We start from the raw sequence: 16,712 nt of genomic DNA on the forward strand, positions 1-16,712 counted from the left end.
TAATGGCAAATTATATTCGCTGGACAGTCGGGCAAGCCCAGGCCCTGTTTGAAAAACCGCTGCTGGATTTGTTGTTTGAAGCACAGCAAATTCATCGTCAACATTTTGACCCTCGTCAGGTACAAGTCAGCACGCTGTTGTCAATTAAAACCGGCGCTTGTCCGGAAGATTGCAAATATTGTCCACAAAGTTCCCGCTATAAAACCGGATTAGAAAGCGAACGCTTAATGCAGGTTGAGCAAGTGCTGGAGTCCGCTAAAAAAGCCAAAGCTGCCGGCTCGACCCGTTTTTGTATGGGCGCTGCCTGGAAAAATCCCCATGAGCGCGATATGCCTTATTTGGAAAAAATGGTGGAAGGGGTTAAAGCGATGGGGATGGAAACCTGCATGACCCTTGGCACACTGGATAAGCAACAAGCCCACCGTTTGGCCGAGGCCGGGTTGGATTATTACAACCACAATTTAGATACCTCGCCAGAATTCTACGGCAGCATCATAACCACCCGCAGCTACCAGGAGCGGCTCGATACGTTAAGTGAAGTTCGCGATGCCGGAATCAAAGTGTGCTCCGGTGGAATTGTTGGATTGGGCGAAACCGTGCGTGACCGAGCCGGATTATTGGTAGAACTGGCAAACTTGCCCAAACCACCGGAAAGCGTGCCGATCAACATGCTGGTCAAAGTAAAAGGGACGCCGCTCGAAAATAACGAAGATGTCGATGCGTTTGAGTTTATTCGCACCATCGCGGTAGCCCGCATCATGATGCCAACATCCTATGTGCGACTCTCTGCCGGGCGTGAGCAAATGAACGAGCAAACGCAAGCGATGTGCTTTATGGCGGGCGCTAACTCCATCTTCTACGGCTGCAAACTACTGACAACGCCGAACCCTGAAGAAGATAAAGATTTGCAGCTATTTCGTAAACTGGGGTTGAACCCGCAACAGACAGCGACAGAGCAGGGTATTCATGAACAGCAACAAGCATTAACCAAGCAATTGCTGCACGCAGACAGTGCTCAATTTTATAACGCGGCAGTCTGATGAGCTGGCACAACAAGATTGAAATCGGGCTGCAACAGCGGCGCGAAGCATTGGCCTATCGTACCCGCCAAGTCAACAATAGCGTCAACGGGCGCTGGTTGCAGCGAGGCGATCAAGAATATCTTAACTTTTCCAGCAATGACTATTTGGGGCTAAGTCAGGACCCAGAAGTGATTGCCGCTTGGCAGCAAGGGGCGTCGCGCTATGGTGTAGGCAGTGGTGGTTCCGGCCATGTGACGGGCTATAGCCAACCTCATGCTCAACTAGAGCAGCAATTAGCTGAGTGGTTGGGATATCCGCGCGCCTTATTATTCATCTCTGGCTATGCTGCGAACCAAGGGGTATTGGCGGCGTTGGCGGGCGCTGATGATCGGATATTGGCGGATAAACTCAGCCATGCATCTTTGTTGGAAGCCGCGGCGCACTCTCCGGCTCAATTACGGCGCTTTGCCCATAATCAAGCCGATTCATTGCAAAATCTGTTGAATAAGCCTTGCTCCGGTCAAACTTTGGTGGTGACTGAAGGGGTTTTCAGCATGGATGGTGACAGTGCACCGTTGGCCGAGTTGCAACGGCAGAGCGCATCAGCCGGGGGCTGGTTATTAGTGGACGATGCGCATGGCATTGGTGTGCGAGGTGAGGCGGGGAGGGGCAGTTGCTGGGCGCAAGGGGTGAAACCTGAGCTGCTGGTGGTCACTTTTGGTAAAGCATTTGGTTTAAGTGGCGCAGCGGTGTTGTGTCAGGAGCCGGTAGCCGAATATTTGCTGCAATATGCTCGTCATCTGATTTACAGCACCATGATGCCTCCAGCACAGGCAGTTGCTTTGCAAGCGGCATTAAAACGTATTCAGCAAGGTGATGATTTACGCCAGCGGCTTCAACAGCGCATTGCACAATTTCGTCGTGGTGTAGCAGAGTTACCATTGTCATTAGGGGAATCTGAAACAGCCATCCAGCCATTGCGGGTAGGGGATAATCAGCAAGTGTTAGCATTGGCAGATCAACTGCGCACCGCAGGATTATGGGTTACGGCGATTCGGCCACCGACCGTTCCACCGGGAGGAGCCAGGCTGCGCATTACACTAAGTGCCGCCCACCGCCGTGAGGATATTGACCGGTTATTGGAGGTGCTTTATGGCATTTGCCACTGAAAACCTACGGTCAACATGGGCTGAGAATAAATCAACAGTGAATAAACAGGCAATTGCGGCAGCCTTTAGCCGAGCGGCGGGTAGCTACGATACTGCGGCTGATATGCAGCGCCAAACAGGTGAAATCTTACTGGCACTTGGCGCGCAATATTCTGGACATTCAGTGTTGGACGCCGGATGTGGCACCGGGCATTTTAGCCGCCGCTGGCGTGAACTCGGCAAGCATGTCATTGCGCTGGATCTGGCTGCAGGCATGTTGGCGCACGCGCAGCAGCAGCAGCAGGCTGATGACTATCTACTCGGTGATATCGAATCTATTCCTCTGTCTAATCAATCCGTTGATATCTGTTTTAGTCATTTAGCGGTGCAGTGGTGTGCTGATTTACCGCTCGCACTGGCTGAGTTGCACCGAGTCACGCGCCCGGGTGGAATCATTTTATTCTCTACTCTGGCGAAGGGGTCTCTTGATGAGTTAGGGCAGGCGTGGCAACAAGTTGATGGTAAACGACATGTGAACGATTTTCTTTCATTTCAGCATATTAGTGCCGCTTGCCAAGACTATCGACATACCCTGACACCGCAGTTGTATCAGCAGCAATTTCCAGACGTCATTGCTCTTATGCGCTCGCTACAGGGTATTGGGGCCACGCATTTGCATCAGGGGCGTGAGGCCGGGTTAAGTGGCCGTCAACGCTTGATGGCGTTGCAACGCGCCTATAACACGCAATCTGGCTACTGCCCGTTGAGTTACCATTTGGTTTATGGGGTAATTTATCGTGATTAAACGTTGGTTTATCACCGGCACAGATACCGATGTCGGTAAAACTGTCGCCAGTTGTGCATTACTGCAAGCCGCAGAAATGATGGGTTACCGCACCGCAGGGTATAAACCAGTGGCCTCGGGCAGCCAGATGACGGTTGACGGATTACGCAACAGTGATGCTTTGGCACTACAGGCTAACAGTACTGAGATGTTGAGTTACGCGCAGGTTAATCCACTGACCTTGCGGGAGGCCACCTCACCACATATTGCCAGCATAAGCGAAGGGCGTGAGATTCATTTGCCTGCTTTATCGCATGGCTTACGCCAACTTGAGCAAACTGCGGATTGGGTACTGGTAGAAGGGGCTGGAGGTTGGTTTACGCCACTTTCTGCACAAGCAACTTTTGCCGATTGGGTACAGCAAGAGCAATTGCCAGTCATTATGGTTGTTGGGGTTAAGTTGGGGTGCATCAATCATGCATTGCTGACAGCTTTGGCTATCGAGCAAGCGGGATTGACGCTGGCCGGCTGGGTCGCCAATGAGGTGATACCCGCAGGTACGCGGCAATCGGAATATTTGGCAACATTAACGCAGATGATAAAGGCACCATTACTGGGTGTTATCCCTCATTTGACGGATTTGAAGACTTTACCCGCGATGACATGCTGCAATCTGGGGGAGTATCTGGATTTGGGATTGCTGGCACACCCCATGATTAGGAAGAATGTACCGACGGGGGTGTAGCGGCCTCTTGGATGTCAACAACCTCAGGGCTAATAGAAGATTAGCCCTGTTACCGGAACCAAACAGGACAAGCGAAAAATATCCATAGCCCAATCAACTGGCTAAATGCTCGATAATCATCTTTTCATCCAATTGCTCTAATGTCCCTTGTGCCACATTTCGCCCTCCCGCCATCAAACAGAACCGATCAGCAACATGTTGAATAAAAGGCAATCGATGTTCAACCAGTAACACGGTCATACCAAGGCTACGGCTGAGTTGATGCAAAATATTGCCGATATCTTCACTTAGTGGGGGTAATGTGCCGCTTCCCGGTTCATCAAGGATCAGCAATTCTGGTTCGGCAACTAAGGCTCTGGCGATAGCCAATTGTTGCTGCTGATGGCGAGTGAGTTCTCCGCCACGCTGGAGGCGTTTATCATGTAACTGGGGGAATAAATCAAAAACCCAGCTTGGAATCGGGTGTGACTTATGCCGACCTGCTAACACGGCGATCAACATATTTTCCTCAACACTCAGTTGAGAGAATATCTGCTGCCCTTGCGGAACATAGCCGATGCCCAGCGCGGTGCGCCCCTCGACCGGTTGCTGTAGTAAATTCTGTGGTGGTTCGTGGTTAGGTTGCCAAGTCATGGTGCCACTCTTAATCGGTAAATGCCCCATGATGCAATTAATTAACGTGGTTTTACCCACGCCATTGCGGCCAATCAGACAAGTGCATTGGCCACGAGGAAGCTCTAGATTGATATCCCATAAGATATGATTCTGACCATAGTATTGATTTACAGCGGTTAAACTCAGCATCAGTGCTTCTCCTCAGTCGATCTCAGTAGTTCACAGGTGTCCCGGTGTTCTGTAACGGCTAGTGAAGAATTAACCAGCAAATCTGCATACTTGATAGCGGCATTGCAGCATAAAACACCACATCTCTAGTGGGTGGTTGTGAGTGTAAATTGATGTAAAGTCAGCTGATAGCGGCATAAAATGACATCAATGGGGTATTTTCACCCTTTATCACCCTATTTATGAGAGCTTCTTGGTCAATTGATGTTATGCACTGCTTTAGCGCATTCCTCCTTTCATTTCTTCGTTTCGTAGAGATATAAAGCAACTCTTGGGCCAAGTTGACAGAGTCCGAATGAAAACTCGCATGTTAACGAGCTGTAAATGGTTTTAATGCATAAATAGGGTTAAGAAGGGCCGAGGCGACGACGGGGAACAGCGATGAACAGTGCTTCATTGCACTCAAGCAGTGCCAAGGCGAAAATAATGGTGCAGTAACAATTTTGGGGGAGAGAACTGTCTACATGGCGATAGCAGAAGACGAACTTTATAGAATTAGCAAATAGTTTACTTAGTACTAATTGAAATATGCGGCGAAATAAAAATGTAAAAAAAACACTAAAAAAGTCAGTTTGTCTCTATTTCATCGCTAACCTTCGCTTTTCGCCAACACGCGGCCCTTATGGGGTGGAATGAGTTATCCACCATTCCTGTGGATAACCTTGTGCATGAGCGATAGAAAACTGGTGGCAAGCGAGAGCCGGCGCGGCTTTGGCTCCAGTTGTCCGGATTCTCGACTTTTTAATAAAAATTTGTTTTTTCAATGAGTTAGTTAAAATCAAGCACTCAAAAAAGATAACCTTGATGGATGGATGATCTTTAATCAATTAACTATGAATAATGTGTTTATGTTAATGGCTGGGGATAAAAACACTTTTAGTGTGCAAACGAGAGCAACATGTCACTGTAACGATGCAAACAATATGGTGGTTAGGCAAATTAAGGCATTTTACTGTTTTAAGCTGGTTTTATATCCAGTATCATAGCGGTGGCAAAAATCCATGGGGCTTTCATAATTAGCCTCCTGACAGTGTGCAATTCTCCGGCGGGTAGCAAATTCATGAGTAAACCATTCAAACTACATTCTGAGTTTAAGCCAGCAGGCGATCAGCCTGAGGCCATCCGTAAATTGGAAGAAGGGTTAGAAAATGGTCTGGCCCATCAGACACTGTTGGGGGTAACGGGATCCGGTAAGACTTTTACCGTCGCAAATGTTATTGCTGATTTGAACCGCCCAACGATGGTCTTAGCGCCAAATAAAACATTGGCCGCCCAGCTTTATGGCGAGATGAAAGAGTTCTTTCCCGAGAATGCGGTGGAATATTTCGTCTCTTACTATGATTACTACCAGCCTGAAGCTTATGTCCCAAGCTCTGACACCTTTATCGAGAAAGATGCTTCTGTAAACGAACATATCGAGCAGATGCGGCTATCTGCAACCAAAGCATTGTTAGAACGACGGGATGTGGTCGTGGTCGCCTCGGTCTCTGCCATTTATGGCTTGGGTGACCCAGATTTGTATCTGAAAATGATGTTGCATTTGACCAAGGGGATGATTATTGACCAGCGCTCAATTCTACGTCGCTTATCAGAGCTGCAATACAGCCGTAATGATCAAGTCTTTCAGCGCGGGACTTTCCGTGTGCGGGGTGAGGTCATTGACATCTTCCCGGCAGAATCCGATGAGTGGGCATTGCGGGTAGAGTTGTTTGATGAAGAGGTTGAGCGGTTATCCATATTTGACCCGCTAACAGGGCAGCTACAGCACGAAGTTCCACGTTTTACGGTTTATCCTAAAACACACTATGTTACCCCGCGAGAACGTATCTTGCAGGCGATGGAAGAGATTAAAGTTGAATTGGCCGAGCGGCGTCAGGTGCTCTTAGCGAACAATAAATTGCTGGAAGAACAGCGTATTACCCAGCGCACTCAATTTGATCTTGAAATGATGAATGAGCTGGGTTACTGCTCTGGTATTGAAAACTATTCTCGCTATCTTTCTGGCCGTGGGCCGGGTGAGCCACCTCCAACCTTATTTGATTATCTGCCCGCCGATGGCTTATTGATTGTGGATGAATCCCACGTCACCATCCCGCAAATTGGTGGGATGTACAAAGGTGACCGGTCACGTAAAGAAACATTAGTGGAATATGGCTTCCGGCTGCCATCAGCGTTGGATAACCGTCCAATGCGTTTTGAAGAATTTGAGGCGTTAGCCCCACAGACCATCTATGTTTCAGCCACACCGGGTAAATATGAGTTGGAGAAATCTGGCGGCGAGGTGGTTGATCAAGTGGTGCGGCCAACGGGCTTGCTTGACCCCGTGATTGAAGTTCGTCCAGTGGCCACTCAGGTAGATGACTTGCTGTCGGAGATCCGTATTCGGGCCGCTATTAACGAGCGGGTGCTGGTTACCACACTGACTAAACGTATGGCCGAAGATCTCACGGAATATCTGGAAGAGCATGGCGCTCGTGTGCGTTATCTGCATTCGGATATTGATACTGTTGAGCGGGTGGAGATTATTCGTGATTTACGCCTAGGCGAATTTGATGTGCTGGTGGGCATCAACTTGCTGCGGGAAGGGTTGGATATGCCAGAAGTTTCCTTAGTTGCCATTTTGGATGCCGACAAAGAAGGCTTCTTGCGTTCTGAGCGTTCCTTAATCCAGACGATTGGCCGTGCGGCGCGTAATCTCAATGGTAAAGCGATTCTCTATGGTGACCGAATTACTGCGTCAATGGAGAAAGCCATTGGTGAAACTGAACGGCGTCGGGCTAAACAGCAAGCATACAATGAAGAGCGCGGCATTATCCCTCAAGGGTTGAATAAAAAAATTGGCGATATCTTGCAATTAGGCCAGCCTTCGACCCGTGGTAAAGGGAAGGGGCGGGGTAGCAAAGTGGCTGATACTGACAATTATCAATCATTGCCACCTAAAGCACTCGATCAGAAAATCCGTGAGTTGGAAGCGAAGATGTATACGCACGCACAAAATCTTGAGTTTGAGCAGGCGGCGGAGTTACGTGATCAGGTTCATCAACTGCGCCAACAGTTTATTGCAATATCTTGATGTTCAGGGGATCACCCCGTGATATGTAAAATAGCGGGGTGATAAATTGGGAATTTTGCTTGTCGCATCAACCGATCCTGATTAAGGTGTGCGGCTGATAAAATCGTCATCATAAAAGCGCGAGATAAATCATGAGCGACCACTCATCCAAAGATCCACTACACGGCATTACTCTGGAACAGTTACTGACTAAGCTGGTAGATCATTATGGCTGGGAAGAGCTGGCATACCGTATTCGAATCAATTGTTTCACCAGTGACCCCAGCATTAAATCGAGCTTGAAGTTTTTACGCCGTACCCCATGGGCACGGGCTAAAGTAGAAGCGCTTTATATCCATATGAATGCTAACGCTGCTTTGCAGGAGCAGATCAGAAAATAACGTTCTCAGCTCAACGGTGTTGGGCTTGCGCCACCCAATTGCTGTAACGTGGTTTCCAGTGCCTGACGCAGCAATTCACGGTCATGGCGGTAAGGGATATCTTTGGCTTCCAACGGCTGCTGAACAATAATTCTGTCCGTAACACCGCTAATATCGATACGCGGGCTAACGATTGCTGCATCAATTATTTTTCGGCCAATCTTTTCTTCCATGATAGCCAGTTTTTCATGCAACGACAGTTCTGCAGCAGCCACACTGAGCTCTCGCCCTAGGTTGCCAATATAAATCATGCTGGCAGAACTGCGCCGCAAAGCTTGCGTTAGGTCATCTAGCAGCAAAAGTGGCATCAAACTGGTTAAAAAGCTGCCCGGCCCGATTAAGATGACATCGGCCTGACTGATCGCTTCAATCGCTTCCTTTGTTGCATGGACATGGGGCGATAGCAGCATCTCTTGTGGCATATGTGCTAGTTGGTCAATATTCACTTCGCCGTATACCGGATGCCCTTCATGATCGATAGCCAGTAAATCTACCGGTTGTTCTGACATTGGGATTAACCAAGCATCGACTTTCAGCAAGCTGCGTACCAAATTGATGGCTTCAATTGGCCGGATGCTCAGATGATCCAGTGCTTTGAGCATTAAATTGCCCAAATTATGGCCCGCCAATTCGCCATTACCAGTAAAGCGATATTCAAACATAGCAGAGGCAACACTTGGCTCGGTTATTAACTGATTCAGGCAATTACGCGTATCCCCCCAAGCGATTCCGCCTTCAGAACGACGTATACGGCCGGTTGAACCGCCATTATCGGTGGTGGTAACAATACCGGTCAGACGCGAGCCTAATGGGGAAAGTGCTGACATAACTCTCCCTAGACCGTGTCCTCCGCCTAATGCAACCACCCGGTCAAGATCCGCTAATGTGCGATTTCGCATATGTTTCCTGTCAAAAATAGTGTTGCCTAGCTCTTACAGCGTAGCTAATAGTGAAATTGCTGCATACGTTAATGGATTTGACGTTAAAACGCGATAAAAGCCATGATTTTCGTGATTTTAAACAAAGTATTAGCCACCGATTAAAATAAGCTCAATAACAAGGTGTTTTGTTGTATAAGTCGTTGTATATAAAAATATATAGCGAAAAACAGCAATTGGCTATCCTGCCGTTTTAGCGTTAGAATCTCTAGGAAAAGTGAGGTTTTTAGCGATTAACAGTCGTGATGAGTTTTGCTTTTTTAACCATGGTTCGCTCACTGCTTAAAGCAGTGACTGAACGCAAACTCCTAGCCTTAGCGTCTACGTTGTTTCTCTTACCGACAATATGATGTTCTGGCCGTGGCGATAAGCCACCAGGGTGCGAGGTAGAAATGCCTGCATCTCCCGTATTTGGAAAGGTGTTATGGTACAACTGACTGACGCATTTGCGCGCAAGTTTTATTACTTGCGCCTATCGATTACCGATGTGTGCAATTTTCGTTGCACGTATTGTCTGCCTGATGGCTATCGTCCGGACGGATTGAAAAGTTTTCTAAGCCTTGACGAGATAAGCCGGGTTAGCCGTGCTTTTGCCTTGTTGGGCACGGAGAAAATTCGTCTAACTGGCGGCGAGCCGTCTATGCGACGCGATTTCACCGATATCATTGCCACTATCCGGCAAAACCCAGCGATCCGTACTTTGGCGGTAACCACTAATGGCTATCGTTTAGCGCGTGATGCCGCCCAATGGCGTGAGGCAGGGTTGACAGCCATTAATGTCAGCGTTGATAGCCTCGATCCTCGGCAGTTCCATGCCATTACTGGGCAAGATAAATTTCAACAGGTTATGCAAGGCATTGATGCCGCCTTTGATGCTGGTTTTGAGAAAGTCAAAATCAATGCTGTGCTGATGCGAGATGTCAATGATCGTAATCTGGCGGCATTCCTTCATTGGATAAAATCCAGACCTATTCAGTTGCGATTTATTGAACTGATGGAAACTGGAGAGGGTGGCAATCTATTCCGTAAACACCATGTTTCCGGTGACATCATTCGTCAGCAGTTACTCCAACAAGGTTGGCAACAGCAAGAGCGCGCACGCAGCGATGGCCCGGCTCAGGTGTTTCACCACCCAGACTATCTGGGTGAGGTGGGGCTTATCATGCCATATGAGAAAGATTTCTGTGCCAGTTGCAACCGCCTGCGTGTTTCAGCGCTGGGAAATCTGCATTTATGCTTATTTGGTGAGCAAGGTATTACGCTACGCGACTTGCTGAGCAGCGATGATCAACAATATGAATTAATGGCGCGGATTCAGAGTGCATTGCAAACCAAGAAACAAACCCATTTCTTGCATCAAGGCAATAGCGGCATCACACAGAATTTATCGTTTATTGGTGGCTGATTGTCTGCAACGTCAAGAACGTAGCGAACACCCCTGCAACGTCAAGAACGAAGGGATAATGAATATGACCCAACTGACTCACATTAATGCCGCTGGTGAAGCACATATGGTGGATGTTTCAGCCAAAGCTGAAACTGTACGTGAAGCGCGAGCGGAAGCTTTTGTTGAGATGCATACCGCGACATTGGCGATGATTATTGAGGGCAGCCATCATAAAGGCGATGTCTTCGCCACCGCGCGCATTGCCGGGATTCAGGCGGCGAAACGCACCTGGGAATTGATTCCATTGTGCCATCCGTTGTTGCTCACCAAGGTGGAAGTCCAACTGGAGGCGCAGCCGGAACACAATCGGGTTCGCATTGAATCTTGCTGCCGTTTAACCGGTAAAACTGGGGTGGAAATGGAAGCCTTGACGGCGGCATCCGTTGCAGCATTAACAATTTACGATATGTGCAAGGCTGTACAAAAAGACATGATAATTGGCCCGGTTCGCCTGCTTGCAAAAAGTGGCGGTAAATCAGGTGATTTTAAGGTGAACACATGATTGAGATTCTATTTTTTGCTCAAGTCCGTGAGCTGGTAGGGACTGACCGCCTGCAACTGGCGGCAGAGTTCCCTACCGTCGATGCTCTGCGACAATCTTTGTGTCAACGTGGTGAGCGCTGGCAGTTAGCGCTGGAAGAGGGCAAATTGCTCACGGCGGTGAATCAATCGCTGGTCAATGCTCAACACCCATTAGTTGCGGGCGATGAAGTGGCATTCTTCCCACCGGTTACCGGAGGTTGATCATGGAAAATACCCGTATCCGTGTTGGATCGGAGCCATTCAATGTTGGCGATGAATATCAGTGGCTATCACAGTGTGATGAAGATGGGGCGGTAGTGACTTTTACTGGCAAAGTGCGTAACCATAATCTTGGTGCCAATGTCAGTGCTCTGACGCTGGAGCATTATCCCGGCATGACAGAAAAGGCACTGGGTGAAATTATTGCCCAAGCGCGTAGTCGCTGGCCACTGCAGCGGGTCTCGGTGATCCATCGGGTAGGGCCGCTATTTCCCGGTGACGAAATTGTTTTTGTGGGTGTGACCAGCGCCCACCGCAGTATGGCGTTTGAGTCGGCAGAATTCATTATGGACTATCTAAAAACGCGAGCACCTTTCTGGAAACGGGAAGCCACTGCTGAGGGTGAGCGTTGGGTCGAATCGCGAGACAGTGATCATGCGGCGGCCAAGCGCTGGTAAACTGTACGTAAACCCGTGTAAAGATTAGCCTTAAATACCTATTTTTACTCCCTTGTTTGCCCTATTTCTGTGATACCCTTAAAGAGTCGGTGGGCTGTCAGCTGATAGCCTGTATCATTATTTATATGCATAAGGTAACTACCATGGATCGCTATCCACGCTCTAATGGTTCAATTGTCGAACGTGCCAACTCTGGCATTCAGGCATATATGGCGCAGGTATACGGCTGGATGACCTGTGGTCTGTTATTAACGGCGGTTGTCGCCTGGTACGCAGCGAATACGCCTGCGGTATTGAATTTTATCTTCTCCAGCCAGATCACCTTTTTCGGGCTGATTATTGCTCAGTTAGGTTTGGTGTTTGTGATTTCTGGCATGGTCAATCGCTTAAGCGGTTCAATGGCAACCAGCCTATTTATGTTGTATTCGGCACTGACGGGCCTGACACTTTCTAGCATTCTTATCATGTACACCGGCGCTTCTATTGCTAGCACTTTTATTATTTGTGCCGGGATGTTTGGTGCGATGAGTGTGTACGGCTATACCACTAAACGTGATTTGAGTGGTATGGGGAGCATGCTGTTTATGGGGTTGATCGGTATTGTGTTGGCTTCTATCGTTAATATCTGGCTGAAAAGCCCGGCATTGATGTGGGCTGTCACTTATATCGGTGTGTTGGTGTTTGTTGGTCTGACTGCTTATGATACCCAGAAGCTAAAAAATATGGGCGCACAGTTGGATTCTAATGATAGAGATAATTTCCGTAAATATTCTATCGTCGGCGCATTGACCCTGTATCTTGATTTCATCAACTTGTTCTTGATGTTATTGCGGATTTTCGGCAACCGCCGTTAACTCTGATCCAGCTTAAGCTGGTAGTTTAAGACTTTGATGAAGGGCACCAAGTTGGTGCCCTTTTTGTTTTTTAAGAATTGAGGTCTGCCTGCTTGTTAAAGTAGCGGATAAGGTTTCGGTTAATATTCATTCACTCTTCGCCGTCTTACTTATGAACAGAGCTAAATCAACGAGTTAACATTTAAGCTATTTTCCGCCTAAACATCGCATACGCCATACTCCCCGTGGTCGCTGTAATGACCAGCAGTGGCCATAAACTGCTCCAGATAATATCGAAGCTGGCATCTTTGAGGTAAATCTGTTTAGTAATATCAGTAAAGTGGCGAATAGGATTGATCCAAGTAATATTTTGCAGCCAGATTGGCATGTTCTCCACCGGCGAGACGTAACCCGAAAGCAGAATGGCGGGCATCATAAAGACAAACACGCCGATAAACGCTTGCTGCTGAGTTGAGCATAATGATGAAATCAATAAGCCGAAGCCAACCAGCGACAGGCCGTAAAGCAGCATGGTGCCGTAAAAGAGTGCCAGCGATCCTGCGAAGGGGATTTGGTAGAAAAAGATACCAATAAACAACACGATAGTGGCTTGAAAAGTAGCAACAATCAGTGCTGGTACTGCTTTACCGATAAAAATTTGCCACGTTGTTAACGGTGAAACCAATAACTGTTCCAGCGTACCCTGCTCCCGTTCACGTGCCACTGACAATGACGTCACAATCAGCACGCCAATCGTCGTAATCATCGCAATCAATGATGGCACAACGAACCATTTGTAATCCAAATTCGGGTTATACCAATTTCGGATAACCAACTCGCTGTTATTGGGTTTGATTTGACCGTGGGTTAATTCCTGTTGGTACTCTTGGACTATTTGCTGAATGTAATTTGCGGCTATCTGGGCGCTGTTGGAATTGCGTCCATCCAGCACCAGCTGCAATTGGGTGGTTTTACCATTGGCCAAATCGGCACTGAACTGTTCCGGGAAGCGGATCAGTAGCAGCGCTTTCTGGTTATCAATTACGGGCTTAATCTCTTGCGGACTATGCAGCAGCAACACATTAGAAAATGCTTCGGCTTTAGCAAAGCGCTGTGTCAGCTCTACCGAGGCTTTTCCACTGTCTTCGCTGTAAATGGCAATTGTGGCATTGGTGACTTCTAGCGTGGCGGCAAATGGGAATAAGATCACTTGCAATATCACCGGCATGATTAATATCGCACGGGTCTGCGGTTCACGCAGCAGCGACTGTAACTCTTTAATAATCAATGTATAGAGGCGATGAAACATATTCTCTTCCTTTAATCTAACCTGCGATGCGTTTTCCATGCAGTCAGGCCAATAAATACCGCGGCTGATGCTATTAAAAACAGCAGATTAACCACCAGAACCGTCCCGATATTTCCCGCTAGAAATAGGGTTTGCAAGCTGCTGACAAAATAGCGGGCAGGGATGATATAGGTCACAGCACGAACAATTGCGGGCATACTATCAATTTCAAAAATAAAGCCCGAGAGCATGACTGCCGGTAGGAAGGCGGCATTCAGCGCTATCATGGCGGCATTAAATTGATTGCGCGTAATCGTTGAGATTAACAGCCCCATCCCTAGTGTGCTGGCTAAAAACAGGCTGGTGATAACAAATAATATCCACAAGGAGCCTCGATAAGGCACGCCTAGGATAAATACTGACACCGCCATACAAAGGGCCATCGCAATCATGCCCAGAACGTAATAGGGGACGAGTTTCGACAACAGTAATTCACTGCGGGTGACTTGTGTGGAGAGCAGCGCTTCCATGGTGCCGCGTTCCCACTCGCGCGCAATGACAAGCGAAGTTAAGATTGCACCAATTACCGTCATAATAATGGTGATGGCACCGGGAATAATAAAGTGTCGGCTGATGGCGGCTGGGTTAAACCAATAGCGCACTTGTATCTCAATCAGTGGATCATTTTTTTGCCCTAGATTTTGTGCCTGCTGTTGTTGCCAGATTTGCCATACCCCTTGCGCATAACCTTGCACAAAGTTGGCAGTATTGGGTTCACTACCGTCGGTAATCACCTGAATGGGAGCTTTGCTTTCTGGCCGTGCCAGTTGTTCGGCAAAATCATTAGGAATGACGATTAATCCACGAATTTTACCAGCTTGCATCGCCTGAATCAGGGCATGGCGGTTATCACTGATTTGTGGAGAAATATACGGCGAACTGGCAAAAGCATTAGCGAGATCTTGCGCAGGTTTGCTCTGTTGCTCCATCAAAATGCCGACATGCAGTTTGCTGGAATCCAGATTGATACCATAGCCAAAAATAAACAGTAACAACAACGGGATGACAAAGGCGATCAAGCCACTGCTTGGGTCTCGCAGAATTTGTCGGGTCTCTTTACGACATAATGCACGCAGGCGACGCCAGGAAAATCCGGTATCCTGATAAGTCTCTCCCTTATTTGCCGGCAGTGTATTTGCGGAGGATGACTGTGGTTCAGTCATGGCTGTTGCTCCTTATCATTTTGCTGGTCATAGCGCTGAACCAGCCCGATAAATGCTTCTTCCATCGATGGGTTAAGATTCTCATCAGTAGCAACTTGCTGCTTTAGCTCGTCTGGCGTACCCGCCGCAATAATTTTACCGCGATAAACCAGCCCGATGCGGTCACAGTACTCCGCTTCATCCATAAAGTGGGTGGTGACCATGACAGTGACACCTTTATCTACCATTCCATTAATATGTAGCCAGAACTCACGGCGAGTGAGTGGGTCGACACCGGAGGTCGGTTCATCAAGAAACAGAATGTCGGGTTCATGCATTAAGGCACAAGCCAGTGCCAGACGCTGTTTAAAACCCAGCGGCAGTGAGTCCGGGGTTTGCCTAAGAATCGGGGTGAAATTAAAGGCCGAGATCATGTCTGTTATTTTGTCGCGCTGGGTACTGCCTTGTAGCCCATAAACACCGGAGAAAAACTTTAGATTTTGCTCAACAGTCAGGTTGCCATACAGGGAGAATTTCTGTGCCATATACCCTAAATGTTGCCGTGCTTTACCTGAACTGGTTTTTAAGTCCATTCCCAGCACTAATGCTTTGCCTGAACTGGGCACCAATAACCCACACATCATTTTAAAAGTGGTTGATTTCCCCGCTCCGTTTGGGCCGAGTAAGCCGAATATTTCGCCGCGTTTAACCTGAAAGTTAACGTGGTCAGTTGCGGCAAAATCACCAAATTTTTTCGTTAACTCTTGGGCTTCAATCACCGTCTCATCGTGGCTGCCTTCAACCTTGGGCATTATCTTTGCCAGTGCAGATTCACTGGCTGGGCCACCACCTAACAGGTCGATAAAAGCATCTTCAAAGCGCGGTTCTGCCTCCATCATCTCGGCATTGGGTTGATTTAAAAGTGACAAAATTTGGCGGTGATCCACATCCGGCTTAAGGATTAGCCGCACATATTTTCCTTGAATAACACCATCGCTGACTTGAGGCATTGTTAGTGCATGTTGCAGTAATTTACGGTTAGTTCCCGTTCGGGTAGCGACCAGAATTGTGCGCCCACTCATGCGTTGTGTCAGATTTTGAGGCGCGCCGCTATACAGTAATTTACCTTCATTGAGCAGTAAGACTTCGCGGCACTGCTCTGCTTCATCCAGATAGGATGTGCTCCACAAGATAAGCATTCCGTCACTGGCCAACTCATGAACCATGCGCCATAACTCTCGGCGCGAGATAGGGTCAACACCCACCCCCGGTTCATCCAATAGTAAAACTTTGGGTTGACCGACCAAGGTACAGGCTAATCCAAGTTTCTGTTTCATCCCGCCAGAGAGTTTGCCAGCCAGCCGCTCTGTGAATCGAGTCAAATCAGTAAATGTCAGCAGGCGTTCGAAGGTCTGGCGCCGCTCTTCTCCGGTCACGCCACGCAGGTCAGCATACAGCGTCAGGTTCTCCATGACCGTCAAATCTTCGTATAAACCAAACTTTTGCGGCATATAACCAAGAATTGAATGTAACTGGCGATCATTTTCCAGTGGATCTAGGCCGACAACGGTTATCTTTCCAAGGCTTGGTTTTAGCAGCCCTGCCAGCATGCGGAGCAATGTGGTCTTACCCGCACCATCCGGCCCAACCAAACCAGTGACCGCTCCGCTGCGAATTTCCGTGGTCAGACTGGCAACGGCAGGTCTATCCAATTCGGGGAAAGACTTTTCGACCCCTTCCAGAGTAATAAGATGCTGGACTCCATTCATAA

The 16,712-nt window shown here is 48.2% G+C and carries 16 protein-coding genes and 1 riboswitch; of the genes, 11 read left to right on the forward strand and 5 right to left on the reverse strand.

Annotated elements, in window-relative coordinates:
- The first annotated feature begins 2 nt into the window (after positions 1-2).
- The 4 genes from bioB to bioD are packed head-to-tail and all read left to right on the forward strand — an operon-like array spanning position 3 to position 3,699.
- Complete coding sequence (gene bioB / locus HUZ92_RS14560; protein ID WP_050098836.1) at positions 3-1,040, forward strand: biotin synthase BioB; 1,038 nt, start codon at positions 3-5, stop codon at positions 1,038-1,040.
- On the forward strand, positions 1,040-2,191 hold the full coding sequence (gene bioF / locus HUZ92_RS14565) for an 8-amino-7-oxononanoate synthase (RefSeq protein ID WP_050098834.1): 1,152 nt from the start codon (positions 1,040-1,042) through the stop codon (positions 2,189-2,191). The genes bioB and bioF overlap by 1 nt, the downstream gene beginning before the upstream one ends.
- Positions 2,175-2,975, forward strand: a complete 801-nt coding sequence (bioC, locus tag HUZ92_RS14570) for a malonyl-ACP O-methyltransferase BioC (protein WP_050098832.1) — start codon at positions 2,175-2,177, stop codon at positions 2,973-2,975. Before bioF ends, bioC begins: the two co-directional genes overlap by 17 nt.
- Positions 2,968-3,699: a dethiobiotin synthase gene (gene bioD, locus HUZ92_RS14575; protein ID WP_050141023.1), complete on the forward strand. Its 732-nt coding sequence runs from the start codon at positions 2,968-2,970 to the stop codon at positions 3,697-3,699. The genes bioC and bioD overlap by 8 nt, the downstream gene beginning before the upstream one ends.
- A gap of 93 nt (positions 3,700-3,792) precedes the next feature.
- On the opposite strand, the gene HUZ92_RS14580 is transcribed toward bioD, so the two are convergent.
- Positions 3,793-4,503, reverse strand: coding sequence for a branched-chain amino acid ABC transporter ATP-binding protein (locus HUZ92_RS14580; RefSeq protein WP_145579901.1), 711 nt, complete (start codon positions 4,501-4,503; stop codon positions 3,793-3,795).
- Positions 4,504-5,602: 1,099 nt separating this feature from the next.
- Between HUZ92_RS14580 and uvrB the strand changes: the two genes are divergently transcribed.
- Both uvrB and HUZ92_RS14590 read left to right on the forward strand, forming a co-directional pair.
- Positions 5,603-7,615, forward strand: coding sequence for an excinuclease ABC subunit UvrB (gene uvrB / locus HUZ92_RS14585; RefSeq protein ID WP_050141022.1), 2,013 nt, complete (start codon positions 5,603-5,605; stop codon positions 7,613-7,615).
- 131 nt (positions 7,616-7,746) lie between these two features.
- The gene (locus HUZ92_RS14590) at positions 7,747-7,995 is read left to right on the forward strand and encodes a VF530 family protein (RefSeq protein ID WP_050098824.1); all 249 of its coding nucleotides are present in this window, start codon (positions 7,747-7,749) and stop codon (positions 7,993-7,995) included.
- Between the two features lie 5 nt (positions 7,996-8,000).
- Here HUZ92_RS14590 and HUZ92_RS14595 read toward each other — a convergent pair whose 3' ends face one another.
- Complete coding sequence (locus HUZ92_RS14595) at positions 8,001-8,933, reverse strand: gluconeogenesis factor YvcK family protein (RefSeq protein WP_050098822.1); 933 nt, start codon at positions 8,931-8,933, stop codon at positions 8,001-8,003.
- Positions 8,934-9,265: 332 nt separating this feature from the next.
- A riboswitch (molybdenum cofactor riboswitch) is annotated at positions 9,266-9,410 on the forward strand.
- Here HUZ92_RS14595 and moaA point away from each other — a divergent pair.
- From moaA to HUZ92_RS14620, 5 genes are all read left to right on the forward strand, one after another.
- Positions 9,397-10,377, forward strand: coding sequence for a GTP 3',8-cyclase MoaA (gene moaA / locus HUZ92_RS14600; protein ID WP_050098820.1), 981 nt, complete (start codon positions 9,397-9,399; stop codon positions 10,375-10,377). (Overlaps the previous riboswitch by 14 nt.)
- 64 nt (positions 10,378-10,441) lie before the next feature.
- Positions 10,442-10,921 carry a cyclic pyranopterin monophosphate synthase MoaC gene (moaC, locus tag HUZ92_RS14605; RefSeq protein WP_050098817.1) on the forward strand — a complete coding sequence of 160 codons (480 nt, stop codon included), beginning with the start codon at positions 10,442-10,444 and terminating at the stop codon, positions 10,919-10,921.
- Positions 10,918-11,163 carry a molybdopterin synthase sulfur carrier subunit gene (gene moaD / locus HUZ92_RS14610; RefSeq protein WP_050098815.1) on the forward strand — a complete coding sequence of 82 codons (246 nt, stop codon included), beginning with the start codon at positions 10,918-10,920 and terminating at the stop codon, positions 11,161-11,163. The genes moaC and moaD overlap by 4 nt, the downstream gene beginning before the upstream one ends.
- A 2-nt stretch (positions 11,164-11,165) precedes the next feature.
- A complete protein-coding gene (gene moaE / locus HUZ92_RS14615) occupies positions 11,166-11,618 on the forward strand; it encodes a molybdopterin synthase catalytic subunit MoaE (protein ID WP_050098813.1) in 453 nt (150 codons plus the stop codon).
- A 143-nt stretch (positions 11,619-11,761) separates the two neighbouring features.
- A complete protein-coding gene (locus tag HUZ92_RS14620) occupies positions 11,762-12,472 on the forward strand; it encodes a Bax inhibitor-1/YccA family protein (RefSeq protein WP_050098811.1) in 711 nt (236 codons plus the stop codon).
- 181 nt (positions 12,473-12,653) lie between these two features.
- Here the strand turns inward: HUZ92_RS14620 and HUZ92_RS14625 are convergent, their stop codons facing one another.
- Genes HUZ92_RS14625 through HUZ92_RS14635 form a run of 3 tightly spaced genes read right to left on the reverse strand, consistent with a single transcriptional unit; the run spans position 12,654 to position 16,710 of the window.
- Complete coding sequence (locus tag HUZ92_RS14625; protein WP_050098809.1) at positions 12,654-13,760, reverse strand: ABC transporter permease; 1,107 nt, start codon at positions 13,758-13,760, stop codon at positions 12,654-12,656.
- An 11-nt stretch (positions 13,761-13,771) separates the two neighbouring features.
- The gene (locus HUZ92_RS14630; RefSeq protein ID WP_145579900.1) at positions 13,772-14,962 is read right to left on the reverse strand and encodes an ABC transporter permease; all 1,191 of its coding nucleotides are present in this window, start codon (positions 14,960-14,962) and stop codon (positions 13,772-13,774) included.
- On the reverse strand, positions 14,959-16,710 hold the full coding sequence (locus HUZ92_RS14635; protein WP_050098805.1) for an ATP-binding cassette domain-containing protein: 1,752 nt from the start codon (positions 16,708-16,710) through the stop codon (positions 14,959-14,961). The genes HUZ92_RS14630 and HUZ92_RS14635 overlap by 4 nt, the downstream gene beginning before the upstream one ends.
- Positions 16,711-16,712: the final 2 nt, after the last annotated feature.

Origin of the sequence: Yersinia vastinensis, from assembly GCF_902726565.1 — a bacterium.
In the GTDB taxonomy this organism is placed as follows: Bacteria; Pseudomonadota; Gammaproteobacteria; order Enterobacterales; family Enterobacteriaceae; genus Yersinia; species Yersinia vastinensis.